This is a genomic window from Roseovarius indicus (assembly GCF_008728195.1).
GTDB lineage: Bacteria > Pseudomonadota > Alphaproteobacteria > Rhodobacterales > Rhodobacteraceae > Roseovarius > Roseovarius indicus.
This window is the reverse complement of the sequence record NZ_CP031598.1, coordinates 3,514,887-3,538,648: the sequence shown is the minus strand read 5'-3', so window position 1 is coordinate 3,538,648 and position 23,762 is coordinate 3,514,887. Positions and strand designations below refer to the sequence as shown.

The window sequence follows — 23,762 nt, the reverse complement described above, 5'->3', positions numbered from 1 at the left end:
GACGGTGCGATTACTGCCACGTCTGGCAGTGGGTTACGACCATTTTTTCGCTTCAAGCCGTGACGTTAGTGTGACGGCCTTCCGGGTCTCAATCAAAAATCGCGGATTTTCGGATTCGTTCAAGAGCCGTTTTTTCCCCTGTTTTTTATTGATTGACGAGTCAATTAAACACGGTTACGCCGGGTGACGCAACAGGTAATTGCGAGGCATCCAGCCCATGCCCAAGGTCGGAATGGAACCCATACGGCGCTCGGCCCTGGTCGAGGCGACGATCCACGAGATCGGCGAGCGCGGCACGTTGGACGTGACCGTCAGCCAGATCGCGAAACGGGCAGGGATGTCGAGCGCGCTGGCGCATCATTACTTCGGCTCGAAGGAGCAGATCTTCACCGCCGCGATGCGCCATATCCTGTCGCTTTACGGCGCCGAGGTGCGCGGCGCGCTGGTGATGGCGAAGACCCCGCGGCAGCGGATCGAGGCGATCGTGCGGGCCAGTTTCGCGCCCCGGCAGTTCCGGCAGGACACGGTGTCGGCCTGGCTGAATTTCTACGTTCAGGCGCAGAAATCGGAAGAGGCGAACCGGCTGCTGAACATCTACCAGCGGCGGCTGCGGTCGAACCTGCATTACGCCGTGCGGCAGGCCGTGGGCCGGGATGCCCGGGTGCTGACGCGGGGCCTCGCGGCGATGATCGACGGGCTTTACATCCGCCAGGCGCTGCGGGCCGATCCGCTGTCGGCCGAGGCCGCGATCGACGTGATGATGCACTATCTTGACACCTTTCTGGAAGAGGAACCCCCTACCAAATGAGCAAGCCAAACATCCTGATCTTCATGGTCGACCAGCTCAACGGCACGCTCTTTCCCGACGGCCCGGCGGAGTGGCTGCACGCCCCGAACCTCAAGAAGCTGGCGGCGCGGTCGACGCGGTTCCGCAATGCCTATACGGCGAGCCCGCTCTGCGCGCCGGGGCGGGCGAGCTTCATGTCCGGGCTGCTGCCGTTTCACAGCCGGGTCTATGACAACGCCGCCGAGTTCTCGGCCGATATTCCGACCTATGCCCACCACCTGCGCCGGGCGGGGTACCAGACCTGTCTGTCCGGCAAGATGCATTTCGTGGGGCCCGATCAGCTTCACGGGTTCGAGGAGCGGCTGACGACGGACATCTACCCCGCCGATTTCGGCTGGACGCCGGATTACCGCAAGCCGGGCGAGCGGATCGACTGGTGGTATCACAACCTCGGGTCGGTCACCGGGTCGGGCGTGGCCGAGATTTCCAACCAGATGGAGTATGACGACGAGGTCGCCTATAACGCCACGCGGAAGGTTTACGACCTGGGGCGGGGGCATGACGAGCGGCCGTGGTGCCTGACCGTCAGCTTCACGCATCCGCATGACCCGTATGTGGCGCGCAAGAAATACTGGGATCTCTACGAGGATTGCGAGCATCTGCTGCCGGAGGTGCCGTCTTTCGCCTACGAGGAGCATGACAACCACTCGAAGCGGATCTTCGACGCCAATGACTGGCGGAGCTTCAACATCACCGAGGAAGACATCAAGCGCTCGCGCCGGGCGTATTTCGCCAACATCTCCTATCTCGATGACAAGATCGGCGAGGTGATGGAGGCGCTGGAGGGGACAAGGCAGGTCGAGGATACGATCATCCTGTTCGTCAGCGACCACGGCGACATGCTGGGCGAGCGGGGCCTGTGGTTCAAGATGTCCTTCTTCGAGGGGTCGAGCCGGGTGCCGCTGATGGTGTCGGCGCCGTCGATGGAGCCGGGGCTGGTGACCGAGCCGGTGAGCAATATCGATGTCTGCCCGACGCTGTGCGACCTGGCCGGGGTGTCGATGGACGAGGTGGCGCCCTGGACAGAGGGGCAGAGCCTGGTGCCGCAGGGGCAGGGGGTGACGCGGGAGAACCCGGTGGCGATGGAATATGCCGCCGAGGCGTCCTATGCGCCGCTGGTCAGCTTGCGCGAGGGGAAGTGGAAGTTCAACCGCTGCACGCTCGATCCCGATCAGCTGTTCGATCTGGAGGCCGATCCGCATGAGCTGACCAACCTTGCGGACGATCCGGCCCATGCGGAGACGGTGAAATACTTCTCGGACAAGGCCGAGGCGCGGTGGGACCTGGAGCTGTTCGACGCACAGATCCGGCAGAGCCAGGCGCGGCGCTGGGTGGTCTACGAGGCGCTCAGGCAGGGCGGGTATTACCCCTGGGATTACCAGCCACTGATGAAGGCCAGCGAGCGCTACATGCGCAACCACATGGACCTGAACGTGGTGGAAGAGAACCAGCGCTTCCCGAGGGGCGAATGACACTTGCCGGGGCGATAGGGGCCGGGACGGCGGCCTATGCCGTGCAGCCCGAGGCCAGCCATTTCGTGAATGGCCGCTATGTCGAGGACACGGGCGGGGCTGTGATCGACGTGGTCTACCCGGCGACGGGCGAGGTGATCGCGCGGGTGCACGAGGCGACGGCGGCGGTGATCGAGGAGGCGATCGTGTCGGGCCGGGCGGCGCAGGCGGAATGGGCCAGGCTGTCGGGCACCGAGCGGGGCCGGGTGCTGCGCCGGGCGGCGGATATCATGCGGGAACGGAACCGGGCGCTTTCGGTGCTGGAGACGTGGGATACCGGCAAACCGTTGCAGGAGACGCTGGTGGCGGATGCCACCAGCGGGGCCGATGCGCTGGAGTATTTCGGCGGGCTGGCGGGGTCACTGACAGGGGAGCATATTCCGCTTCCGGGGGGTGACTGGGTCTATACGGTGCGCGAGCCTCTGGGTTTGTGCGTGGGGATCGGGGCGTGGAATTACCCGACGCAGATTGCCTGCTGGAAGGGTGCGCCGGCGCTGGCCTGCGGGAACGCGATGATCTTCAAGCCGTCCGAGGTGACGCCGCTTTGTGCGCTGAAGGTGGCGGAGATATTGGTCGAGGCGGGGGCGCCGGCGGGCTTGTATAACGTGATCCAGGGGCGTGGGGGCGTGGGCGGTTCGCTGGTGAGCGATCCGCGCGTCGACAAGGTGTCGCTGACCGGGTCGGTGTCGACGGGGAAGAAGGTGTATGCCGCCGCGGCCGAGGGCATGAAGCATGTGACGATGGAGCTTGGGGGCAAGAGCCCGATGCTGGTGTTTGACGATGCCAGTGTCGAGGATGCGGTTTCCGGCGCGATCCTGGGGAATTTCTATTCCAGCGGGCAGATCTGTTCGAACGGGACGCGGGTGTTTGTTCAAAGGGGTTTGAAAGAGGCGTTTCTGGAGCGGCTGGAAGAGCGGTTGCAGGGCGTCGTGATGGGCGACCCGATGGACGAGGCCACGAATTACGGGCCGATGGTGAGCGAGGCGCAGTTGCAGATTGCGCTGAGCTATGTCGCCAAGGGTGTCGAGGAAGGCGCGCGGCTGGTGTGTGGTGGGGCGAGGGCCGAGGGGCCGGGGTGTTTCCTCGAGCCGACGGTGTTTGCCGATGTGACGGACGAGATGACCATCGCGCGGGAAGAGATTTTCGGGCCGGTGATGAGCGTTCTGGATTTCGACGGTGAGGACGAGGTGGTGGCCCGTGCCAATGCCACGGAGTTCGGGCTGTCGGCGGGGGTTTACACGTCTGACCTGACCCGCGCGCACCGGGTGATCGGGCGGCTGGAGGCGGGGAGCTGTTTCATCAACTCCTACAACGACGCGCCTGTGGAGGTGCCGTTCGGGGGTGTGAAGGCCTCCGGTGTCGGGCGGGAGAATTCGAAGGAGGCGATCGGGCATTACAGCCAGGTGAAGTCGGTCTACGTGCGGATGGGCGCGACGGAGGCGCCGTTTTGATGCGGGGTGAGCGCCTCCGCCCCGGCAGGCCGCCCGCCCGCCCACCCCGTCCTGCCGGGGCGGAGGCGTGCGAGTTGCGGCGTGGTGTGCGCGGCGGGGTTTGGGATTTTGCTGAGAGGCGGTTCAGGGGCAGGTCTGCCCTGAACGCGCCTGATCGAGTGTGTGGGGCGATTCCCCGAAGCCTCAAGGACAAGCCGGCCTTTGGCCGGTCGCCCCGGGCGGTGCCCGGGACGATCCTTGACCCTTCGCGGAATCACCGGGGCGGCACGGGGATTGTCGCCGGGGAAGCGAGGTGAGATGGAAGCGGATTATGTGATCGTGGGCGCGGGCAGCGCGGGCTGTGCCATGGCGTACCGGCTGAGCGAGGCCGGGAAGTCGGTGCTGGTGGTCGAGCATGGCGGCAGCGATGTGGGGCCGTTCATCCAGATGCCGGGCGCGCTGAGCTATCCGATGAACATGAAGCGCTATGACTGGGGCTACCAGTCGGAGCCCGAGCCGCATCTGAACAACCGGCGGCTGGCCTGTCCGCGGGGCAAGGTGATCGGCGGGTCGTCGTCGATCAACGGGATGTGTTACGTGCGCGGGCATGCCTGCGATTTCGACCATTGGCGCGACCAGGGGGCCGATGGCTGGGGCTATGCCGACGTGCTGCCCTATTTCAAGCGGCTGGAGAACTGGCACGATGGCGGCCATGGCGGCGACCCGGGCTGGCGCGGAAAGGATGGCCCGCTGCATGTGAGCCGGGGGCAGATGGCCAACCCGCTGACCCGCGCCTTCATCGAGGCGGGCGGGCAGGCCGGGTACGAGCTGACGCCCGATTACAACGGCGAGAAGCAGGAAGGCTTCGGCCCCTTCGACATGACCGTCTGGCAGGGGCGGCGGTGGTCGGCGGCGAATGCCTATCTGAAGACCGCGCTGAAGCGGGAGAATTGCGATATCGTCCGCGGCCTCGTGCAGCGGGCGGTGATCGAGGAGGGCCGCGCGGTGGGGGTCGAGGCCATCGTCGGCGGGCAGACACAGGTGATACGGGCGCGGGAGGAGGTGATCCTTGCGGCCTCGTCGATCAACTCGCCCAAGCTGCTGATGCTGTCGGGGGTTGGGCCGGGGGCGCATCTTGCCGAGCATGGTATCGACGTGGTGGCCGACCGCCCCGGCGTGGGGGCGAACCTGCAGGATCACCTCGAGCTGTATATCCAGATGGCCGCGAGCCAGCCGGTGAGCCTTTACAAGTACTGGAACCTTTACGGCAAGGCCTGGGTCGGCCTGCAATGGCTGCTGGGCAAGGCGGGGCCGGGGGCCTCGAACCAGTTCGAAAGCTGCGGGTTCATCCGCTCGGATGCCGGGGTGGAGTACCCCGATATCCAGTTCCACTTCCTGCCCATCGCCGTGCGCTATGACGGGCAGGCGGCGGCTGAGGGGCATGGGTTTCAGGCCCATGTCGGCCCGATGCGGAGCGAGTCGCGCGGAAGTGTGACGCTGCGCAGTGCCGACCCGGCTGACGACCCGGTGATCCGGTTCAACTACATGAGCGAGGAGAGCGACTGGGTCGATTTCCGCAAATGCATCCGCCTGACGCGGGAGCTGTTCGAGCAGGAGGCCTTTGCGCCCTACCGCAAGCACGAGATCCAGCCGGGTCGGGACGTGCAGAGCGATGACGAGCTGGACGGGTTCATCCGCGAGCATGCCGAGAGCGCCTATCACCCCTGCGGCACCTGCCGGATGGGGCGGGCGGATGACCCCGGCGCGGTGGTCGACCCCGAAGGCAAGGTGATCGGGGTGGAGCGCCTGCGGGTGGCCGACTCGAGCCTGTTCCCGCGGATCACCAACGGCAATCTCAACGCTCCGTCGATCATGCTGGGCGAGAAGATGGCCGACCATATCCTCGGCAAATCGCCCCTGCCGCCGGAGAATGCCGAGCCGTGGATGCACCCCGAGTGGGAGACCGCGCAGCGCTGAGGCCGGAACCCGCGCAGGGCATGGGGCGTTTTCCTACGAAGGAGGATCGCGCCCCATGTCTCAATTGCCCAAGGAATTCTACGACGAGTTTCCGGACCATGCCGACCGGATCAAGCAGCTCGAAGAGGAAAACCCCGAGTTCCGCGAGAAGGCGCTGCGCTATCATGAATTGCAGCGCGCCGCCCACCGGGCCGGGATGCACGAGGAGCCGCAGACGCAGGAGGCGGATGTGGAGCTGATGAAGGAACGCGACACGGCGCGGGACGAGCTTTGGCGCCATATCATGCTGTGATTTCCGGACAGACTTGATCGGTGTCAAGGTGGGGGCCGTGCGGCGTGCCTAGGGTTTGCTGGATTTGAACAGCAAGGAGCGCGCACATGTCCCACACACCCCACGAGCTGCACGAGGAATTCCCCGAGCACGCGGCGAAGATCACCAGCCTGAAATCGGAAGATACCCATTTCGCCCGGCTGGCGGACGAATATCACGAGGTCAATCGCGCGGTGCACCGGGCCGAGACCAATGTCGCCCCGGTCGAGGAGCTGGCCGAGGTGGAGCTGCGCAAGAAACGGGCGCATCTGAAGGACGAGATCTACCGGATCCTGTCGGCCTGAGGTTCACGGGCCGCGCAGGTGCAGAGGGACGCGTCGCCCCACGGGCGGCGCGTTTTTTTGCGGGCCGGGGCGGTTGCCGGTCGGGGCGGGTCGTGCTTAACCGTTGGGCATGAAGATCATCTTCCTCATAGGGCCCCATGCGGTGGGCAAGATGACCGTCGGCCAGGCGCTGGAGAAGCTGACCGGCTTTCCGCTGTTCCACAACCACACGACGATCGAGCTGGTGCATCCGTTCGTGAGCTATGGCACGCCCGCCGGGCGCAAGCTGGTGAACCAGGTGCGCGAGCTGTTTTTCAAGGCCTTCGCCGAGAGTGACGGCGCGGGGTATATCCTGACCTTCGTCTGGGCCTTCAGCGAACCGGGGGAGCGGGAGTATATCGAGAGCGTTACGCGGCTGTTCGAGGAGGCAGGCGCCGAGCTTTGCTGGGTCGAGCTGGAGGCGGGGATCGAGACGCGGCTGGAGCGGAACCGGACGGAGAACCGGCTGCTGCACAAGCCGTCGAAGCGGGACCTGGCGTTTTCCGAGCGGAACGTGGCGGCGAGCCATGAGAAATACCGGCTGAATTCCCTGCCCGGCGAGATGCCCGAGGAGAATTACCTGCGGATCGACAATACCGACCTGTCGGCGGAGGAGGTGGCGCAGATGATCTTTGACCGGTTCGTCGCGCCCGCTCCGTCGCCCGATAAGTCGCCCCCTCAATCCACCGTGTAGGGCAGAACGCCGCGCTCGTCGGGTTCCACCTGGAGGCGGCGTTCCAGGGGTGGCACCGAGCGCTGGTGGCACTGGGTGCGTTCGCAGATGCGGCAGGAGATGCCGATGGGCTCGAACGCCTTGGCGTTGGTGAGGTCGAGATCGTCGGCATAGACCAGCGCGTCGGCATGCTTGATCTCGCAGCCGAGCGCGATGGCGAAGCGGCGGACCGGGGCGCCGAAGCTGCCGCCGGGTTTCGAGACGTCGCGGGCGAGCGAAATGTAGCGCACGCCGTCGGGGGTTTCGGCGAGCTGGCGCAGGAAGCGGCCCGGCGTCTCGAACGCGCGGTGGACGTTCCAGAGCGGGCAGGCGCCGCCGAAGCGGGCGAATTGCAGGCGGGTGGCGGAGTGGCGCTTGGTGATGGTGCCGGCCTGGTCGACGCGGACGAAGAAGAAGGGCACGCCCTTGGCGCCGGGGCGTTGGAGCGTCGAGAGGCGGTGGCAGACCTGCTCGATCGAGGCGCCGAAGCTGTTGGCGAGGATCTCGAGGTCGTGGCGGTGCTGCTGTGCGGCCTGCAGGATGGCGGTGTAGGGCATGAGTGCTGCGCCGGCGAAGTAGTTGGCGAGGCCGATCTTGGCGATGGCGCGGGCCGCGTCGGACTGGAAACGGGCGAGGTCGAGCGTGGCCTCCAAGAGCTTGTCCTGCGTGAGCAAGGCGATCTGCAGCAGCATCTGGAAGGTGCGCGTTTCCGGTTCGGCGCGGGAGGAGAGGGAGAGCGTGCGACTGTCGCGGTCGTAATGGCGCAGCTTGCCGGCGTCGGTATGGGTGATGGTGATGCCGAGTGAGGCCAGCTTGGCCTCGGCGATTTCGCGCACGGGGCGCGACCGGTCGGCGCCGGCGAAATGCTCGGCGGCGCGGTCGACGGCGTCGATGTAGTTGTCGCAATAGTGGAAGAAGTCGCGCACCTCGTCCCAGGGCGAGGGTTGCATCCGGCTGTCTTCGCGCCCCAGCGCCTCGTCGAGCGAGGCCAGCCGCTCGTGCGTCTGGCGATAGGCGCGGTGCAGGTCGAGAAAGGCCTTGGCCAGGGCCGGTGCGTTCGAGGCGGTGAGCCGCAGGTCGGTCAGCGGGGGCGGGTCGGTGAAGACCGGGTCGGCCAGCGCCTCGCGCATATCCGAGACCATCCGCTCGGCATCGCCGGTCGAAAGCTCGGTCACGTCGAAGCCGAATTCCTGCGCCAGCGCCAGCACGACCGTGGTCGAGACGGGCCGGTTGTTGTTCTCCATCTGGTTCAGGTAGGGCAGGGAGACGCCCAGCTTGGCGGCGAAATCCTTCTGCGTCAGGGCCAGTTTCTGGCGGGTTTCGCGCAGCTTGGCGCCGGCATAGAGTTTTCGGGCGGACATGGGCGCGGCCTTTGCAATTTCGCGATTCGCTCAGGGTAGGTTTGCAAACCGCGCCGCGCAAGCATAGCCCGTGTTTCTTCTGGCCGAAAATATCCCGGGGGAGACGTTGAAACCCGACCGGGTTTCAGCGTCGGGGGCAGAGCCCCCCACCGCGACGCCAGCCTCAAAGTGCCCCGGCCAGCCGTTTCTCGCGCCGGATCACCATCAGGATCGTCACGATCGCGCCGACCCCGGTGACGACCATGAGCCACAGGAGCGGCGTTGCGCCCGAGCCGGGCGTCAGCAGGGCGCCTGCCAGTGCCGAGAGCCCCGCGCCCAGCCCGATCATCATGGCGCCCGACAACCCGCTGGCCGTGCCGGCAAGATGCGGGCGCACCGACAGGGCGCCGGAGGTGGCGTTGGGGATGGCCATGCCGTTGCCGAGCCCGATGCAGGTCATCAGGCCGAAGAAGGTGTAGGGCGTGCCGTAGCCTATCGAGGTGACCAGCAGGTTGAGCGCCACGCCGCCGGCGTTGATCAGCGTGCCCCACAGGACCATGCGGTTGATCCCCACCTGGACGGAGAACCGCCCGGCGATGCCATTGCCGCAGAAATAGCCGATGGCGGGTGCCCCGAAGAACAGGCCGAAGACCGCCTGGTCGAGGCCGAAGACCTGGTCGCCGACGAAGGGCGCGCCGCCAAGATAGGCGAAGAACGACCCCGAGATCAGGCCGAGCGTCAGCGTGTAGCCCCAGAAGCGGGGCGATTTCAGCAGTTCGGGATAGTCGCGCAGCTCGTCGCGCAGCGTGGTGCCGGCGCGGGAGGGGGCGGTTTCGCCAAGGTCCGTCCATGTCAGCCAGAGCGTCAGCCCGCCGATCAGGAAAAGCGCCCAGAAGCCCGCCTGCCAGCCGAAGACCGAGGCCAGCGCGCCGCCGATCGCGGGGCCCACCATCGGCGCCACGGCCATGCCCATTGTCACGTATCCGATCATCGAGGCGGCCTGGGCCTCGGGGACCATGTCGCGCACCACCGCCCGCGACAGGACCAGCGCGGTGACGATCGCCGCCTGGCACATGCGGAAGACGAGGAACATGACGATGTTGGTCGCGAAGATGCAGCCGATCGTGGCGAGGCAGAAGATCGCGATGCCCGCCAGCAGCACCGGCCGCCGCCCGATCCGGTCGGAGATGGCGCCGACGAACAGCTGCAGCACCGCGTTGACGCCGAGATAGAGCGCCACCGAAAGCTGCATGACGCGGTATTCGGTGTCGAAATGCTCGGCCATCGCCGGCAGCGAGGGCAGGAAGATGTTCATCGCCAAGGCCGCCGAGGCCGACAGGGCGATCAGCGTCAGGATATGCGGGGGCGTGCTGCGGTCGAGAAACCGGCGCTCTGGCGGGTGGGTGGGGTACTCCGCCGTCTGCGCGGCCTGCGTCCCGGAGGGAAGTTCGGTCATGCGCGCAATCTAGCGTGTCGCATGGCGGTGTCCATATCGCTAAATGCATAGCTGTCTGCCACTGGGCTGTGCAGCGGCGCACCATTCGGTGCGGAACTGCCCGGGCTTCGGCGGGGGCGGGGCCGGGTGCCGGTCTGGCGGCCAGTGAGTTTGCCTGATTTGCAGTTAGCTGCGGCACCTCTGCTAAAGATTTGCAAATTTGCCGAATTGTGCTTTGTGTTATGCGCCGTCTTCTCTATTTTCCGCCGAAAACCGGGAAGAGGACTCTCATGAAGGATATCCTGCAGGAACTCGAGGACCGCCGCGCCGAGGCGCGCCTTGGCGGTGGCCAGAAACGCATCGACGCCCAGCACGCCAAGGGCAAGCTGACCGCCCGCGAACGGATCGAAATTCTGCTCGACGAGGGCAGCTTCGAAGAGTTCGACATGTTCAAGACCCACCGTTGCATCGACTTCGGGATGGAGGAGAGCAAGCTTTACGGCGACGGGGTGATCACCGGCTGGGGCACGATCAACGGTCGGCAGGTCTATGTGTTCAGCCAGGATTTCACCGTCTTCGGCGGCTCGCTGTCGGAAACCCATGCCGAGAAGATCTGCAAGGTGATGGACATGGCGCTTCAGAACGGCGCACCGATCATCGGCCTGAACGACTCGGGCGGCGCCCGGATCCAGGAGGGCGTGGCCAGCCTTGCGGGCTATGCCGAGGTCTTCCAGCGCAATATCGAGGCCTCGGGCGTCATTCCGCAGATCAGCGTGATCATGGGGCCCTGTGCCGGTGGCGCGGTCTATTCGCCGGCGATGACCGACTTCATCTTCATGGTGAAGGACAGCTCCTACATGTTCGTCACGGGGCCGGACGTGGTGAAGACCGTGACCAACGAGCAGGTGACGGCGGAAGAGCTGGGCGGGGCGAGCACGCATACGAAGAAGAGCTCGGTCGCGGACGCGGCTTTCGAGAACGATGTCGAGGCGCTGGCCGAGGTGCGGCGGCTGGTGGATTTCCTGCCGCTCAACAACACCGAGAAATCGCCGGTGCGCCCGTTCTTCGACGAGCCGGGCCGCAAGGAGCCCAGCCTCGACACGCTGATCCCCGACAACCCGAACACGCCCTACGACATGAAGGAGCTGATCACCAAGCTCGCGGACGAGGGCGATTTCTATGAAATCCAGGAGGATTTCGCGAAGAACATCATCACCGGCTTCGTGCGGCTGGAAGGCCGGACCGTGGGCGTGGTGGCGAACCAGCCGATGGTGCTGGCCGGGTGCCTGGATATCGACTCGAGCCGCAAGGCCGCGCGGTTCGTGCGGTTCTGCGACTGTTTCGAGATCCCGATCCTGACGCTGGTCGACGTGCCCGGCTTCCTGCCCGGGACGAGCCAGGAATATGGCGGGGTGATCAAGCATGGCGCGAAGCTGCTTTACGCGTTCGGCGAGGCGACGGTGCCCAAGGTGACGGTGATCACCCGGAAGGCCTATGGCGGGGCCTATGACGTGATGTCGTCGAAGCACCTGCGGGGCGATTTCAACTATGCCTGGCCCACCGCCGAGATCGCGGTGATGGGCGCCAAGGGGGCGACGGAGATCATCCACCGCGCCGACCTTGGCGATGCCGAGAAGATCGCGGCGCATACCAAGAACTACGAGGACCGGTTCGCCAACCCCTTCGTGGCGGCCGAGCGTGGCTTCATCGACGAGGTGATCCAGCCCAACAACACCCGGATGCGGGTGAGCCGGGCGTTTGCCAGCCTTCGGAAGAAGAAGCGCAGCCTGCCTTGGAAGAAGCACGACAATATTCCGCTGTAAGTGAGCCCGGGGACGGGAGGAGTGGGGGCCAGCCCCCACGCCCCCGGGATATTTTCAGCCAGAAGAAGCTAGGGGATCGTCAAGGGCCGATGGCGCGTGACAGGTGGCATATCGTGGAGGAGGCGGGCGTGCTGACCGTGGCGCGGCGGTGGCCGGCGCGGTTCGACGTGGCGGCGCGCACGGTGTTGCCGGTGGTGAACAAGATGCGGCTGGCAAGGCAGGTGCGGCAGGATGTGTGGCGCGCGCTGCGGCGGCTGAAGGGGTTTGCGCCGGTGGTGCGCGTGGCGCCCGAGGGCGGCATGCTGGCGGTGACCGCGGGCGGTCAGGTCGACGGGCCGGTGGCCCGGGCGCAGGCCGAGGCGAAGATCGCGCGGGTGCTGGCGGATGCCGGCAACCGGCAGCGGTGGATCAGGTGGGCGTCGTGAGAGTATCGGCGCTGGTATGTGCGGCCGCGGTCTTGACCGCGGCTGCTGCCCAGCAGGGCGAGGCGTTGGAGGAGCGCTTCGTCCTGCCTTCGGGGCTGGAGGCCGGCTTGCAGGAGGTGCTGCGGCAGGAGGGCGGCACCGGGCCGGTGCTGCGGTTCCGCTTCGTGGCGCCGGGGCTCGACAAGGGGGCGGACTTTGACGCGGTGTCGGCCGACCTGGAGTACCTTTGCACCAGCGTGGCGCTGCAGGCGGTGCCCGAGGCCGGCGACGACGGGGCGACAATCATCATCTCGGTCGGGAACAAGCCGTCGGAATTCGGCGTACCCGATCCTGACGTGGTGCAGGTGTTCGAGGCGTACCGCGTCGAAAACGGCACCTGTATCTGGGAGGTTTTCTGATGCGTGCACAATATCTTGCGGCTCGAATCTCAAGTGAGGCGCGGTTTGAGGCTTTGGAGTCACACGCCGCCGGCTTCGGTGTGGATAAGTATCAAATCTGCGGGGATTCCAGTATTCTGGACTCCGGTTGCACTCGAGTGACCGCAATGACCCACGTGAGGCAGGTGGGGCGTTTTACGTGGCGTCCAAATGTGTACACATACAGGAGACATTTATGTCTAAGACTATCAAGAGCATTCTTGCGCTCGGCATCATGGCGAGTTTCGCCGCCTGTGCCCAGCAACAACAGCAGGAAGAAGAATTCGTCGTGGTCGATCCGGCGCCGATTTCGGTCGAGCCCGTCTACACCGGCAAGTACAAGTAATCCCGCGAGGGAGTACACGGGGCGGGCCTTCGGGCCCGTCCTGACCGCCGCACGGCGCCCCGCAACGCAGGAGGGCGCCCCATGCTGAAGCATCGCGGCTTTCCCGGGCGCCTGCCCGGATCGGATTTCCAGTTCACCATCAGACGGGCCAACCCCAAGGGGGCGACGCCGATCGTGCGCCGCGAGCGCTATCGCGACCGCCGGCCCGCCGACCGGATGGCCGACACCGCCTTCGTGCGCGCGTTGTGGGAGCAGTTCGGCGAGGTCCCGTTCGAGCGGGGCAATCTCGATGCCGGGCGGCTGAGCTGGCTGTTCGGGCGCGAGGTGAAGCCCGCGGAGGACCCGTTCGATCCGGAGGATTACGAGGCGCTGCTCGTGCTCGACGTGAGTGCGGCGCGGGCGGCCTTCCCCGAGGCGTTCGAGGACGAGGGGGGATGATGGCCGGTCGGAGCATCATGGCAGGGCTTTTGGGCGTGAAATCGCCCACGACCGCCGGATTTGTGCGGATTGCAGCCGATCTCCCTATCCGTGTAACGCGCCGCTTGGCGCGGGCCGCGCGCGCGTGCAGCGTGGGCCTTGTAGTGGTGGCCCTTCCCCAAGGGGCCAGGACGTTTCGTCTTATCCGTTACCCTTCCCCTGACGGGCGGCCTTGCACATCGTGCAGGCCGCCCCTTTTTCGTTTCATTCCAGAGCTTTGCGTGCGCGGTGGCCTGACCCCCGTGCCCGTATTCGCGACACCGTCGCGGCGCAGCGCCGCGTGGCCAAGACCCGAGAAGAGGACCTGAGACATGTTCAAGAAAATCCTGATTGCCAACCGGGGCGAGATTGCCTGCCGCGTCATCAAGACCGCGCGCAAGATGGGCATTTCGACGGTGGCCATCTATTCGGATGCCGACCGCAACGCGCTGCATGTGCAGATGGCCGACGAGGCGGTGCATATCGGCCCGCCGCCGGCCTCTGAAAGCTACATCGTCATCGACAAGGTGATGGAGGCCATCCGCCAGACCGGCGCCGAGGCGGTGCATCCGGGCTATGGCTTCCTGTCGGAGAACCCCAAGTTCGCCGATGCGCTGGAGAAGGAAGGCGTGGCCTTCATCGGGCCGCCCAAGGGCGCGATCGAGGCGATGGGCGACAAGATCACCTCGAAGAAGATCGCCCAGGACGCGGAAGTGAACACCGTGCCGGGGCATATGGGGCTGATCGAGGATGCCGAGGAGGCGCTGAAGATCTCGGAGGAGATCGGTTTTCCGGTGATGCTGAAAGCCAGCGCCGGCGGCGGCGGCAAGGGGATGCGGATCGCATGGAATGCCGAGGAGGTGCGCGAGGGCTTCCAGGCGTCGAAGAACGAGGCCGCCAGCAGCTTTGGCGACGACCGGATGTTCATCGAGAAATTCGTGACGCAACCGCGGCATATCGAGATCCAGGTGCTGTGCGACAGCCATGGCAACGGGGTCTACCTGGGCGAGCGGGAATGCTCGATCCAGCGGCGGAACCAGAAGGTGATCGAGGAGGCGCCGAGCCCGTTCCTCGACGAGGAAACCCGCAAGGCGATGGGCGAGCAGGCCGTCGCGCTGGCCCATGCGGTGGGCTATGCCAGTGCCGGCACGGTGGAATTCATCGTCGATGGCGAGAAGAATTTCTATTTCCTCGAGATGAACACAAGGCTTCAGGTGGAGCACCCGGTGACGGAACTCATCACCGGCGTCGACCTGGTGGAGCAGATGATCAAGGTGGCCGCCGGCGAAAAGCTGTCGATCAGCCAGGATGACGTGACGCTGACCGGCTGGGCGATGGAAAGCCGGCTTTATGCCGAGGACCCGTATCGCAACTTCCTGCCCTCGATCGGGCGGCTGACGCGCTATCGCCCGCCGGTCGAGGTGTCGGCGGGCCCGCTTCTGGAAAGCGGCAAGTGGCAGGATGAGGCGGGCGCCGGCGAGACCGCCGTGCGCAACGATACCGGCGTCTATGAGGGCGGCGAGATTTCCATGTATTACGACCCGATGATCGCCAAGCTGTGTACCTGGGGCAAGGACCGGGCGACCGCGATCGAGGCGATGCGCGTGGCGCTCGACAGTTTCGAGATCGAGGGGATCGGGCATAACCTGCCGTTCCTGAGCGCGGTGATGGATCACCCGAAATTCGTTTCGGGCGACATGACGACGGCGTTCATCGCCGAGGAATACCCCGAGGGGTTCGAGGGCGTGGAGCTGGGCGAGCCGTCGCTGCGCCGGGTGGCGGCGGGCTGTGCCGCGATGCACCGGATCGCCGAGATCCGCCGGACCCGCGTGTCGGGCCGGATGGACAATCACGAGCGGCATGTGGGCAGCGACTGGGTCGTGACCCTGCAGGGGCAGAGCTTCCCCGTCACCATCGACGCCGACCGCGAGGGCGCCACGGTGACCTTCGAGGACGGCACCAGCCACCGGCTGACGAGCGGCTGGACGCCGGGCGATCAGCTGGCCGAGCTGGACGTGGATGGCGAATTGCTGGTGCTGAAGGTGGGCAAGATCTCGGGCGGGTTCCGTATCCGCACCCGGGGCGCCGACCTGAAGGTGCATGTGCGCACGCCCCGGCAGGCCGAGCTGGCGGCGTTAATGCCCGAGAAACTGCCGCCTGATACGTCGAAGATGCTGCTTTGCCCGATGCCGGGCCTTGTCGTCAGCGTGGCGGTCGAGGAAGGCCAGGAAGTTCAGGAGGGGCAGGCGCTTTGCACCATCGAGGCGATGAAGATGGAGAATATCCTGCGGGCCGAGAGAAAGGCCGTTGTCACCAAGATCAACGCCGGGCCGGGCGACAGCCTGGCGGTGGATGACGTGATCATGGAGTTCGAGTAAGCGCCATGCGCATGGCCGTGGTTCCGAACGCGATGCTTGCCGGGGTGGCGCTGGCCACCCTTGGCGCCTGCGCGCGGGAGGATGAGGCGGCCATGCGGGCACGGCTGGAGCAGTGGTTCCGGCTGGGCGAGACCGCGTATTTCCAGGCCCGTGGCGATTGCGTGGCGGGCGTCTTCCGGCTGAAGGCGGCGGATGTGGGCGCGGGGATGCCGGTGGCGGGATCGGTGCCCGAGATGCTGTGGGCGCTGCGCGCGGGTCGCGCGGCGCTGGACGATGCCGGCACGGCCCCCGATGCGGCGTTGGTGCAGCTTGCGAACGAGGAGCGCGCGACCGGCATGGCGATGCGCCGGGCCGGGCTCGAGGCGCGGAGTTGCATGGATGACGGGGCCGAGGGGGCGTTTCGCCGGGCGCTGCTGAGCCCCGAGGCGCTTTTGGCTTACGATAGCGAGAGTGGTACGGTCATGGTGATGGACCCGGGCCGCAACCTGTTGTTCGCCGCGATGGGGGAGGGGTGATGGTGCCTGCTCAGCTTTCGCCGCGCCGGTCGCGCACTTCCTGCTGCCGCATGGGCAGCTTGTCGATCACGCGGGAGATTTCGCGCACCGACCACGGCAGGGGTTTGCGCAGATATATGGTGCCGTCCTTGCCGATGAGCACCAGCATGAAGCCGCGCGGGCGCAACTCCTTGCGCAGGGCGGTATCGGCGCCCTTGTCGGTGTCGGTCAGGACCACGACGTCGCGCCGGTCGAGATCGTCGAGCCGTTCGGTGATGTATTCCATCTGCTGGACATATCGCGGGTCGGCCGGGCTGTCGGCGAAGACGACAAGCGGGCGCTTGATCCACATGAAATCTTCGAGTTTCACGCTGCTTCCGGGCAGGATCAGCTCGTCCCGGGACAGGTCATCTTGCGACATGGCCGGACCGGCCACGCCGAGCGCGGCCAAAAAACTCAGGAAAACAAGGGTTAACGTCTTAGGCATGGGGTCTCCCGTTGCCCCAGATATAGGACTTCGGGGACGGGATGCGAAGTCAGAATTCCGCGAGGGCGGAAAAAGTCGCAGGCGCGGCGCGGCAGAGGGCCGCCGCGCGGCTGTGACAGGGATTGGAAATCACGGGCCACGGACGGTGGGGGCAACCCCCGCCGCGGGCCGGACGAGAAGAGGACAAGGCAATGGCATCGAAGAAAGATGACTGGCGCGAGATCGCCGAGAAGGAACTGAAGAACCGCACGCTGGACGACCTGACGTGGAAGACGCTGGAAGGCATCGACGTCAGCCCGGTCTACACGGCGGAGGATGTCGAGGGGCTGGATCACCTGGGCTCGATCCCCGGCGAGGCGCCGTTTACCCGCGGGGTGAAGGCCACGATGTATGCGGGCCGGCCGTGGACCATCCGGCAATATGCCGGCTTCTCGACGGCGGAGGAATCGAATGCCTTCTACCGCCGCAACCTGGCTGCCGGGCAGCAGGGGGTTTCGGTGGCCTTCGACCTGGCCACGCACCGCGGCTATGACAGCGATCACCCGCGGGTGACGGGCGATGTCGGCAAGGCGGGTGTGGCCATCGATTCGGTCGAGGACATGAAGATCCTGTTCGACGGTATCCCGCTCGACCAGGTTTCCGTCAGCATGACGATGAACGGCGCCGTGATCCCGATCCTGGCCAGTTTCATCGTCGCGGGCGAGGAGCAGGGGCACGACAAGTCGGTCCTGTCGGGGACGATCCAGAACGACATCCTCAAGGAATTCATGGTGCGCAACACCTATGTCTATCCGCCGGAGCCGTCGATGCGGATCGTGGCCGACATCATCGAGTTCACCGCGTGGGAAATGCCGCGCTTCAACTCGATCTCGATCTCGGGCTACCACATGCAGGAGGCGGGCGCGAACCTGGTGCAGGAGCTGGCCTTTACCCTGGCCGACGGGCGGGAGTATGTGCGCGCGGCGATCCATCGGGGGATGGACGTGGACAAGTTCGCGGGCCGGCTGAGCTTCTTCTTCGCCATCGGCATGAATTTCTTCATGGAGGCCGCCAAGCTGCGGGCCGCGAGGCTGTTGTGGCACCGGGTGATGAGCGAGTTCGAACCGAAGAACCCGCGCTCGTCGATGCTGCGGACACACTGCCAGACCTCCGGTGTGTCTTTGCAGGAGCAGGACCCTTACAACAACGTCGTGCGCACCGCCTACGAGGCGATGAGCGCGGTGCTGGGCGGCACGCAGTCGCTGCACACCAACGCGCTCGACGAGGCGATTGCGCTGCCGACGGATTTCAGCGCGCGGATCGCGCGGAACACCCAGCTGATCCTGCAGGAAGAGACGGGCGTCACCAACGTGGTCGACCCGCTGGCGGGCTCGTATTACGTCGAGAAGCTGACCCATGACCTGGCCGAGAAGGCCTGGGCGCTGATGGAAGAGGTCGAGGAGATGGGCGGCATGACCAAGGCGGTGGCCAGCGGCATGCCCAAACTGCGCATCGAGGAGACCGCCGCCACCCGGCAGGCGATGATCGACCGGGGCGACGAGGTGATCGTGGGCGTCAACAAGTACCGCAAGGACAAGGAAGACCCGATCGATATCCTGTCGATCGACAACAACGAGGTGCGCCGCTCGCAGATCGCCGCGCTTGAACGCATCCGCGCCAACCGCGACGAGGCGGCCTGTACCAAGGCGCTGGAAGAACTGGAACGCCGCGCGAAAGAGGGCGGCAACCTGCTGGAAGGGGCGGTCGAGGCCGCCCGGGCCCGCGCCACTGTCGGAGAGATCAGCATGAGCATGGAAAAGGTATTCGGCCGGCACAGGGCCGAGGTGAAGACGCTGGCCGGCGTCTATGGCGCGGCCTACGAGGGCGATGACGGCTTTGCCGCGATCCAGAAATCGGTGGAGGAATTCGCCGAGGAGGAGGGCCGCCGGCCGCGGATGCTGGTGGTGAAGATGGGGCAGGACGGGCATGACCGCGGCGCCAAGGTGATCGCCACGGCCTTTGCCGATATCGGCTTCGACGTCGATGTGGGCCCTCTCTTCCAGACGCCGGACGAGGCGGCGCAGGACGCCATCGACAACGACGTGCATGTGGTGGGGATTTCCTCGCAGGCGGCCGGGCACAAGACGCTGGCGCCGCAGCTCATTGACGCGCTGAAGGAAAAGGATGCCGGGGATATCATCGTGATCTGCGGCGGGGTCATTCCGCAGCAGGATTACGACTTCCTGAAGGAGGCCGGGGTTAAGGCGATCTTCGGACCGGGCACGAATATTCCGGAGGCGGCGCAGGATATCCTCAAGCTGATCCGCGAGGCGCGGGGGTAGGCTTGGGGCGCTGCCCCCGACGTTGAATTTCTTTAGGAAATTCAACGTCTCCCCCGGGATATTTGGACCAAGAAGAAGGGTGGGGAGATGGAGACGCGGCGGAAGATTGCGGTTGGCATGGCGGCCGGGGTGGCCTGGTCTTTTGCCGTGCTTATCGGGGCGGCGATGTTCGTGCAACTGCCGGTCTTCGCGCTGATGCCGACAATCATGACCGCGTTCCTTGCGCCCGGGCTGGTGATGATCGCCATGGTCGGGCGGCTGGCGCAGCGGCGGTTCTTCGATGACGCGATCATCGATGGCGAGGCGTTCAGCGGCGCGGCGGCGATCGATCAGCGGGTGCTGTCCAACACGGTCGAGCAGCTTGTGCTGGCGATGGCCGTCTGGCCTGCGGCGGCGGTGCTGCTGGGGGCCGAGGGCCCCGGTGTGATCCTGGTGCTGGGGGTGGCCTTTGCCGTGGCACGGCTGGCCTTCTGGTTCGGGTATCACCGGGCCCCGCCGCTGCGCGCCTTCGGGTTCGCGGCGACGTTCTACCCGACGGTCCTGGTGGCGCTGTGGGCGCTGTGGCGCGTCGTGATCTGAGCGTTTGCCATCCGCCCCGCGCGATGCCTATGGTGGCGCTGCGAGCAACAGGACGGGGGCGACATGCTGGAACTGGATCACCTGGCCGTGGCGGCCGAGACGCTGGACGAGGGCCGCGAGTCGGTGGAGCACGCGCTGGGCGTGGCGCTGCAACCGGGGGGGCAGCATGTGAAATTCGGCACCCATAACCTGCTGTTGGGGATGGAGGAGGGGCTCTATCTCGAGGTGATCGCGGTGGACCCGGGGGCGGAGGCGCTGCCCTATCCGCGCTGGTTCGACCTCGACCGGTTCGAGGGGCGCCCGCGGCCGCGGATCTGGATCTGCCGGACCGATGACCTTGACGGCGTGGTGGCCGACCACCCCGAGGCGGGCAGCCCGGTGGCGCTGGAGCGGGGCGACCTGCGCTGGCGCATGGCGGTGCCGGAAAGCGGCGTGCTGCCCTATGACAACAGTTTCCCGGCGGTCATCCAGTGGGAGGGCTCGGCCCACCCGGCGGCGCGGCTGGCGCCCTCGGGCTGTGCGCTGCGGCGGCTAGTGATCACGCATCCGGAGGCGGCGGCGTTGCAGGCGGCGCTGGCCGACCGGCTGGAGGACGAGCGGGTGGTGTTCGAGGCGGGCGATGCGGCGATGCGCTACGAGATCGACACGCCGCACGGGCTGAGGGTGATCGAGTGAGCGTGCGCGCCGCGGGGCCCGAGGATGCGGGCGCCATCGCGGAGATCTGGAACCCCTACATTCGCGAAACGTCTGTGACCTTCACCACCGACGAGAAAACGGTGGCCGGGCTGACCGTCGATATCGCCGCGCGGCCGGGGGCGTTCTTCGTGGCCGAGGACGACGGCGCGGTGCTGGGCTTTGCCACCGCCTTTCCGTTCCGGGGCGGGCCGGGATACCGGCACACGATGGAGCATACGGTGCAGCTTGCGCCGGATGCGGCCGGGCGGGGGCTCGGGCGGGCCCTGATGACCCGGCTGGAGGCGGCGCTGCGCGAGGGCGGGGCGCATGTGCTGGTGGCGGGCGTCAGCGGCGAGAACACGGTCGGGATAGCCTTTCACCACGCCATCGGTTTCGAGACGGTCGGGCGCATGCCGGAGGTGGGCCGCAAGTTCGGCCGCTGGATGGATCTTGTGCTGATGCAGAAAATCCTCTGACGCGAGGGCGGTTGACGCTGACATCGCCTGCGGAAGCCGATAGGGTCGCGCTCATGTCGATCTGGAACCGCATATCCGAGGCGCTGTCGGCGCTGACCAAGGGCGAGCCGCTGAGCGAGGTGTTCGACCGCCTGCGCACGCCGCCCGAGCGCAGCGTGGCCTTCGCCATCGCCGTTATCGCGCTGGGGGCCAAGATGGCCAAGGCCGACGGGCTGGTGACGCGCGACGAGGTGACGGCGTTTCGCGATGTCTTCCAGATTGCCCAGGCCGACGAGGCGGGCGCGGCGCGGGTCTTCAACCTCGCCCGGCAGGACGTGGCGGGGTTCGAGGAATATGCCGAGCGCATCCAGCGGATGTTCGGCGACGATACCGAGACGCTGAGCGACCTGATGGAGGGCTTGTTCCACATCGCGGTGGCCGATGGCATCTATCATCCGAACGAGGACCAGTTCCTGGAACGGGTGGCCGGGATCTTCGGGCTGAAACCCTATGAATTCAACGCGTTGAAAAGCCGGTTCGTGCCGGATGCCAAGCCCGACCCCTATTCGGTGCTGGGGGTGACGCCGGACATGCCGATGGACGAGATCCGCAAGGTCTGGCGCAAACAGGTGCGCGAGAGCCACCCTGACCGGATGCTGGCCCGCGGCGTGCCGGAAGAGGCCGTGAAGCTGGCCGAGAAACGGATCATCGACATCAACCGCGCCTGGGAAGAGATCTCCGAAAGGGCCGCGTGAGATGCGTTTCGCGACCTACAACGTGGAATGGTTCAACGCGCTTTTCGACGATGCCGGCACCCCCTATGACGATGGCGAATGGTCGGGGCGTCACAACGTGACGCGGGGCGATCAGCTGGCGGCGCTGGGCATCGTCTTCACCGCGCTCGATGCGGATGCGGTGATGGTGATCGAGGCGCCGGATCATAACGGCAAGCGGGCCACGGTGCGGGCGCTGGAGAATTTCGCGGCGGCGATGGAGTTGCGGGCGCGCAAGGCGATCATCGGGTTTTACAACGACACACAGCAGGAGATCGCGCTGCTGTTCGACCCCGACAAGCTGTCGTGCCGGCATGACCCAAAGGGCGAGCCAACCGGCCAGAAGGGCGCGCGGGAGGCGCCGCGCTTTGACGGGGTGTTCCGGATCGACCTCGATATCGACGCGACCGAAGACCTCGTGGTGTTTTCCAAGCCGCCCTTCGAGATTGCCGCCGAGACGCCGTCCGGCGCGACATTCCGCATGATCGGGGCGCATCTGAAGTCGAAGGCGCCGCACGGGGCGACCAATCGCGACGAGGTGATGCGGATGGCGATCTCCAACCGGCGCAAGCAGCAGGCCCAGGCGGTGTGGCTGCGCCAGCGGATCGTGCAGCATCTGGAGGCCGGGGACGAGCTGATCCTGATGGGCGATCTGAACGACGGCCCCGGCCTCGATGAATACGAGCACCTCTTCGGACGCTCGTCGGTCGAGATCATCATGGGCGAGGGGGCCGAGACCGCGCATGTGCTTTACGATCCGCACGCGCGCCGGGCGCTGACCCGGCGGATCGGGGCGATGAACACCACGGCGCGGTTCTACATCCAGTCGGAGCAGCGCTATCTGCAGGCGCTGCTCGATTACATCATGGTCTCGCCGGGCTTGCGGAAGAAGGGGCCGCGCTGGCGCATCTGGCACCCGTTCGACGACCCGGGTTGCTGGCGCGTGCCGGATCTGCGCGATGCGCTGATCACCGCGTCGGATCATTTTCCGGTGACCATGGATATCGAGCTGTGAGGGGGCGCGGATGACCCTGAAGGACCGTCTTCACGATCTCTATCACGGCCGCAACAAGCGGGCGACGCGGTTCCGCTATGCGATGCTGGGTTTCGATGCGGTGTCGATCATCTTCTTTCTCGGCACCGCGACGCTGACGCTGGCGCCGTGGCTGCTGATCGCCGACGGGCTGATCGGGTTGTTCATCCTGCTCGACATGCTGGCCCGGTTCTGGATCGCGCCGGACCGGTGGCGGCATCTGCGGCGGTTCTACGTGCTGGTCGATATCGTGGTGCTGGCGTCGCTGGCGGCGGCACCGTTCCTGGGGCAGGGGCTGATGATGCTGCGGCTTCTGCGGGCGCTCAGGCTGGTGCATTCCTATCACCTGATGCACGACCTGCGGCGCGATTCGCGGGTGTTCCGGCGGCACGAGGATACGGTGATCTCGGCGGTGAACCTGCTGGTCTTCATCTTCGCGATGACGGCGCTGGTCTTCGTGCTGCGTGCGCAGGAGCCGGGGCTCGAGACCTATGTCGACGCGCTTTACTTCACCGTCGCCACGCTGACCACGACGGGCTTTGGCGATATCGCCATGACCACGCCGCAGGGGCGGCTTTTGACGGTGGTGATCATGGCGGTGGGGGTGGGGCTCTTTCTGCGGTTGGCGCAGGCCATCTTCTCGCCGGCGAAGGTGCGGCAGAAATGCTCGGAATGCGGGCTGATGCGGCATGACCGCGACGCCATTCACTGCAAGCATTGCGGGGCGGAGATGAAGATCGAGACCGAGGGGCTGGATTGAGCAAAGTCTTAAAACCGTCACCGCCAACGCCTATATTCAGGGCATGAGACGTCTTGCCCTGATCACCGCCGCCGCCCTCTGCCTGACCGCGCCCGCGCTGGCGCAGGATACCGAGGCAGAGCCCGACGCCCCCGAAAACGAACGCTCGCTGATGGAAGAGGGGGCGCGGATGTTCCTTGAAGGCATCCTGCGCGAGATGGAGCCGGCGCTGCGCGACCTCGAGGGGATGGCGGGCGAGATCGAGCCCGCGCTGCGCGATTTCGCGCAGGAGATGGGGCCGGCCTTTGCGGAGCTGCTGGGCAAGGTCGACGATCTCAGCAATTACGAGATGCCCGAGATGCTGCCCAACGGCGATATTATCATTCGCCGGAAAGAGCCGCTCGACCCGGAGACGCCGCTTGATCCGGAGCTGGATATCGAACCGGGGGAAGAGATCGAGATTTGAGGACCGGTCGG

25 protein-coding genes are annotated in these 23,762 nt (G+C 66.1%); 22 read left to right on the top strand and 3 right to left on the bottom strand.

Translation table 11 applies throughout. The annotated features are described in order from the left end of the window. Positions 1–232: 232 nt before the first annotated feature. The 7 genes from betI (at position 233) to RIdsm_RS16940 (ending at position 7,092) form a co-directional block, all read left to right on the top strand. Positions 233–808, top strand: coding sequence for a choline-binding transcriptional repressor BetI (gene betI / locus RIdsm_RS16970; protein WP_217625271.1), 576 nt, complete (start codon positions 233–235; stop codon positions 806–808). After that, complete coding sequence (gene betC / locus RIdsm_RS16965) at positions 805–2,319, top strand: choline-sulfatase (RefSeq protein WP_057816805.1); 1,515 nt, start codon at positions 805–807, stop codon at positions 2,317–2,319. The genes betI and betC overlap by 4 nt, the downstream gene beginning before the upstream one ends. Beyond that, positions 2,316–3,809 carry a betaine-aldehyde dehydrogenase gene (betB, locus tag RIdsm_RS16960; RefSeq protein ID WP_057816804.1) on the top strand — a complete coding sequence of 498 codons (1,494 nt, stop codon included), beginning with the start codon at positions 2,316–2,318 and terminating at the stop codon, positions 3,807–3,809. Before betC ends, betB begins: the two co-directional genes overlap by 4 nt. Before the next feature lie 297 nt (positions 3,810–4,106). Beyond that, positions 4,107–5,765, top strand: a complete 1,659-nt coding sequence (gene betA / locus RIdsm_RS16955) for a choline dehydrogenase (RefSeq protein WP_057816803.1) — start codon at positions 4,107–4,109, stop codon at positions 5,763–5,765. A gap of 55 nt (positions 5,766–5,820) precedes the next feature. Next, positions 5,821–6,057 carry an HP1242/YdcH family protein gene (locus tag RIdsm_RS16950; RefSeq protein ID WP_057816802.1) on the top strand — a complete coding sequence of 79 codons (237 nt, stop codon included), beginning with the start codon at positions 5,821–5,823 and terminating at the stop codon, positions 6,055–6,057. Between the two features lie 86 nt (positions 6,058–6,143). Then, on the top strand, positions 6,144–6,380 hold the full coding sequence (locus RIdsm_RS16945; protein ID WP_057816801.1) for an HP1242/YdcH family protein: 237 nt from the start codon (positions 6,144–6,146) through the stop codon (positions 6,378–6,380). A gap of 109 nt (positions 6,381–6,489) precedes the next feature. Next, complete coding sequence (locus tag RIdsm_RS16940; RefSeq protein WP_057816800.1) at positions 6,490–7,092, top strand: DEAD/DEAH box helicase family protein; 603 nt, start codon at positions 6,490–6,492, stop codon at positions 7,090–7,092. On the opposite strand, the gene RIdsm_RS16935 is transcribed toward RIdsm_RS16940, so the two are convergent. Together RIdsm_RS16935 and RIdsm_RS16930 are read right to left on the bottom strand one after the other, a co-directional pair. Beyond that, complete coding sequence (locus tag RIdsm_RS16935; RefSeq protein ID WP_057816799.1) at positions 7,077–8,471, bottom strand: helix-turn-helix domain-containing protein; 1,395 nt, start codon at positions 8,469–8,471, stop codon at positions 7,077–7,079. The genes RIdsm_RS16940 and RIdsm_RS16935 overlap by 16 nt on opposite strands. Before the next feature lie 163 nt (positions 8,472–8,634). Then, complete coding sequence (locus RIdsm_RS16930) at positions 8,635–9,906, bottom strand: multidrug effflux MFS transporter (protein ID WP_082647409.1); 1,272 nt, start codon at positions 9,904–9,906, stop codon at positions 8,635–8,637. 269 nt (positions 9,907–10,175) lie between these two features. Here RIdsm_RS16930 and RIdsm_RS16925 point away from each other — a divergent pair, with 269 nt between their 5' ends. The 7 genes from RIdsm_RS16925 to RIdsm_RS16900 all read left to right on the top strand — a co-directional run bounded on the left by RIdsm_RS16925 (position 10,176) and on the right by RIdsm_RS16900 (position 16,244). Then, positions 10,176–11,708 carry an acyl-CoA carboxylase subunit beta gene (locus tag RIdsm_RS16925; protein WP_057816798.1) on the top strand — a complete coding sequence of 511 codons (1,533 nt, stop codon included), beginning with the start codon at positions 10,176–10,178 and terminating at the stop codon, positions 11,706–11,708. An 89-nt stretch (positions 11,709–11,797) separates the two neighbouring features. Next, positions 11,798–12,133 (top strand): hypothetical protein, encoded by a 336-nt coding sequence (locus RIdsm_RS30190; protein WP_057816797.1) that lies wholly within the window; start codon positions 11,798–11,800, stop codon positions 12,131–12,133. A gap of 32 nt (positions 12,134–12,165) precedes the next feature. Next, the gene (locus tag RIdsm_RS16915; protein WP_236553239.1) at positions 12,166–12,531 is read left to right on the top strand and encodes a DUF6497 family protein; all 366 of its coding nucleotides are present in this window, start codon (positions 12,166–12,168) and stop codon (positions 12,529–12,531) included. Between the two features lie 214 nt (positions 12,532–12,745). Next, complete coding sequence (locus tag RIdsm_RS30185; RefSeq protein ID WP_177228432.1) at positions 12,746–12,895, top strand: hypothetical protein; 150 nt, start codon at positions 12,746–12,748, stop codon at positions 12,893–12,895. Positions 12,896–12,976: 81 nt separating this feature from the next. Beyond that, the gene (locus tag RIdsm_RS16910) at positions 12,977–13,333 is read left to right on the top strand and encodes a hypothetical protein (RefSeq protein WP_057816796.1); all 357 of its coding nucleotides are present in this window, start codon (positions 12,977–12,979) and stop codon (positions 13,331–13,333) included. Positions 13,334–13,683: 350 nt separating this feature from the next. Next, positions 13,684–15,729, top strand: coding sequence for an acetyl-CoA carboxylase biotin carboxylase subunit (locus RIdsm_RS16905; protein ID WP_057816795.1), 2,046 nt, complete (start codon positions 13,684–13,686; stop codon positions 15,727–15,729). A gap of 11 nt (positions 15,730–15,740) precedes the next feature. Further along, on the top strand, positions 15,741–16,244 hold the full coding sequence (locus RIdsm_RS16900; RefSeq protein ID WP_236553238.1) for a hypothetical protein: 504 nt from the start codon (positions 15,741–15,743) through the stop codon (positions 16,242–16,244). 10 nt (positions 16,245–16,254) lie between these two features. On the opposite strand, the gene RIdsm_RS16895 is transcribed toward RIdsm_RS16900, so the two are convergent. Further along, the gene (locus tag RIdsm_RS16895) at positions 16,255–16,710 is read right to left on the bottom strand and encodes a DUF4174 domain-containing protein (RefSeq protein ID WP_057816793.1); all 456 of its coding nucleotides are present in this window, start codon (positions 16,708–16,710) and stop codon (positions 16,255–16,257) included. A 191-nt stretch (positions 16,711–16,901) separates the two neighbouring features. Here RIdsm_RS16895 and scpA point away from each other — a divergent pair, with 191 nt between their 5' ends. The 8 genes from scpA to RIdsm_RS16855 all read left to right on the top strand — a co-directional run bounded on the left by scpA (position 16,902) and on the right by RIdsm_RS16855 (position 23,751). Then, entirely contained in the window at positions 16,902–19,031 is a 2,130-nt protein-coding gene (gene scpA, locus RIdsm_RS16890; RefSeq protein WP_057816792.1) for a methylmalonyl-CoA mutase, read from the top strand. A gap of 87 nt (positions 19,032–19,118) precedes the next feature. Beyond that, complete coding sequence (locus RIdsm_RS16885; RefSeq protein ID WP_057816791.1) at positions 19,119–19,610, top strand: MAPEG family protein; 492 nt, start codon at positions 19,119–19,121, stop codon at positions 19,608–19,610. A 63-nt stretch (positions 19,611–19,673) separates the two neighbouring features. Next, a complete protein-coding gene (locus RIdsm_RS16880) occupies positions 19,674–20,285 on the top strand; it encodes a VOC family protein (protein WP_057816790.1) in 612 nt (203 codons plus the stop codon). Continuing rightward, positions 20,282–20,761, top strand: coding sequence for a GNAT family N-acetyltransferase (locus RIdsm_RS16875; RefSeq protein WP_057816789.1), 480 nt, complete (start codon positions 20,282–20,284; stop codon positions 20,759–20,761). Before RIdsm_RS16880 ends, RIdsm_RS16875 begins: the two co-directional genes overlap by 4 nt. 53 nt (positions 20,762–20,814) lie before the next feature. Further along, positions 20,815–21,495: a molecular chaperone DjiA gene (locus RIdsm_RS16870; protein ID WP_057816788.1), complete on the top strand. Its 681-nt coding sequence runs from the start codon at positions 20,815–20,817 to the stop codon at positions 21,493–21,495. Between the two features lies 1 nt (position 21,496). Next, a complete protein-coding gene (locus tag RIdsm_RS16865) occupies positions 21,497–22,528 on the top strand; it encodes an endonuclease/exonuclease/phosphatase family protein (RefSeq protein WP_057816787.1) in 1,032 nt (343 codons plus the stop codon). Between the two features lie 10 nt (positions 22,529–22,538). Beyond that, positions 22,539–23,306 (top strand): potassium channel family protein, encoded by a 768-nt coding sequence (locus RIdsm_RS16860; RefSeq protein WP_057816786.1) that lies wholly within the window; start codon positions 22,539–22,541, stop codon positions 23,304–23,306. Positions 23,307–23,349: 43 nt separating this feature from the next. Beyond that, positions 23,350–23,751: a hypothetical protein gene (locus tag RIdsm_RS16855; RefSeq protein ID WP_057816785.1), complete on the top strand. Its 402-nt coding sequence runs from the start codon at positions 23,350–23,352 to the stop codon at positions 23,749–23,751. Positions 23,752–23,762 lie beyond the last annotated feature (11 nt).

What these genes read in the sequence shown, in the direction of transcription:
- RIdsm_RS16925 (WP_057816798.1), top strand. Translation starts at nt 10,176, where the DNA reads ATGAAGGATATCCTGCAGGAACTCGAGGACCGCCGCGCCGAGGCGCGC.
- RIdsm_RS16885 (WP_057816791.1), top strand. Translation starts at nt 19,119, where the DNA reads ATGGAGACGCGGCGGAAGATTGCGGTTGGCATGGCGGCCGGGGTGGCC.
- RIdsm_RS16855 (WP_057816785.1), top strand. Translation starts at nt 23,350, where the DNA reads ATGAGACGTCTTGCCCTGATCACCGCCGCCGCCCTCTGCCTGACCGCG.
- RIdsm_RS16930 (WP_082647409.1), bottom strand. Translation starts at nt 9,906, where the DNA reads ATGACCGAACTTCCCTCCGGGACGCAGGCCGCGCAGACGGCGGAGTAC.
- RIdsm_RS16945 (WP_057816801.1), top strand. Translation starts at nt 6,144, where the DNA reads ATGTCCCACACACCCCACGAGCTGCACGAGGAATTCCCCGAGCACGCG.
- RIdsm_RS16880 (WP_057816790.1), top strand. Translation starts at nt 19,674, where the DNA reads ATGCTGGAACTGGATCACCTGGCCGTGGCGGCCGAGACGCTGGACGAG.
- betC (WP_057816805.1), top strand. Translation starts at nt 805, where the DNA reads ATGAGCAAGCCAAACATCCTGATCTTCATGGTCGACCAGCTCAACGGC.
- RIdsm_RS16900 (WP_236553238.1), top strand. Translation starts at nt 15,741, where the DNA reads ATGGCCGTGGTTCCGAACGCGATGCTTGCCGGGGTGGCGCTGGCCACC.
- RIdsm_RS16950 (WP_057816802.1), top strand. Translation starts at nt 5,821, where the DNA reads ATGTCTCAATTGCCCAAGGAATTCTACGACGAGTTTCCGGACCATGCC.
- RIdsm_RS16935 (WP_057816799.1), bottom strand. Translation starts at nt 8,471, where the DNA reads ATGTCCGCCCGAAAACTCTATGCCGGCGCCAAGCTGCGCGAAACCCGC.
- scpA (WP_057816792.1), top strand. Translation starts at nt 16,902, where the DNA reads ATGGCATCGAAGAAAGATGACTGGCGCGAGATCGCCGAGAAGGAACTG.
- RIdsm_RS16905 (WP_057816795.1), top strand. Translation starts at nt 13,684, where the DNA reads ATGTTCAAGAAAATCCTGATTGCCAACCGGGGCGAGATTGCCTGCCGC.
- RIdsm_RS30190 (WP_057816797.1), top strand. Translation starts at nt 11,798, where the DNA reads ATGGCGCGTGACAGGTGGCATATCGTGGAGGAGGCGGGCGTGCTGACC.
- RIdsm_RS30185 (WP_177228432.1), top strand. Translation starts at nt 12,746, where the DNA reads ATGTCTAAGACTATCAAGAGCATTCTTGCGCTCGGCATCATGGCGAGT.
- RIdsm_RS16860 (WP_057816786.1), top strand. Translation starts at nt 22,539, where the DNA reads ATGACCCTGAAGGACCGTCTTCACGATCTCTATCACGGCCGCAACAAG.
- RIdsm_RS16895 (WP_057816793.1), bottom strand. Translation starts at nt 16,710, where the DNA reads ATGCCTAAGACGTTAACCCTTGTTTTCCTGAGTTTTTTGGCCGCGCTC.
- RIdsm_RS16870 (WP_057816788.1), top strand. Translation starts at nt 20,815, where the DNA reads ATGTCGATCTGGAACCGCATATCCGAGGCGCTGTCGGCGCTGACCAAG.
- RIdsm_RS16940 (WP_057816800.1), top strand. Translation starts at nt 6,490, where the DNA reads ATGAAGATCATCTTCCTCATAGGGCCCCATGCGGTGGGCAAGATGACC.
- RIdsm_RS16865 (WP_057816787.1), top strand. Translation starts at nt 21,497, where the DNA reads ATGCGTTTCGCGACCTACAACGTGGAATGGTTCAACGCGCTTTTCGAC.
- RIdsm_RS16910 (WP_057816796.1), top strand. Translation starts at nt 12,977, where the DNA reads ATGCTGAAGCATCGCGGCTTTCCCGGGCGCCTGCCCGGATCGGATTTC.
- betI (WP_217625271.1), top strand. Translation starts at nt 233, where the DNA reads ATGGAACCCATACGGCGCTCGGCCCTGGTCGAGGCGACGATCCACGAG.
- betB (WP_057816804.1), top strand. Translation starts at nt 2,316, where the DNA reads ATGACACTTGCCGGGGCGATAGGGGCCGGGACGGCGGCCTATGCCGTG.
- betA (WP_057816803.1), top strand. Translation starts at nt 4,107, where the DNA reads ATGGAAGCGGATTATGTGATCGTGGGCGCGGGCAGCGCGGGCTGTGCC.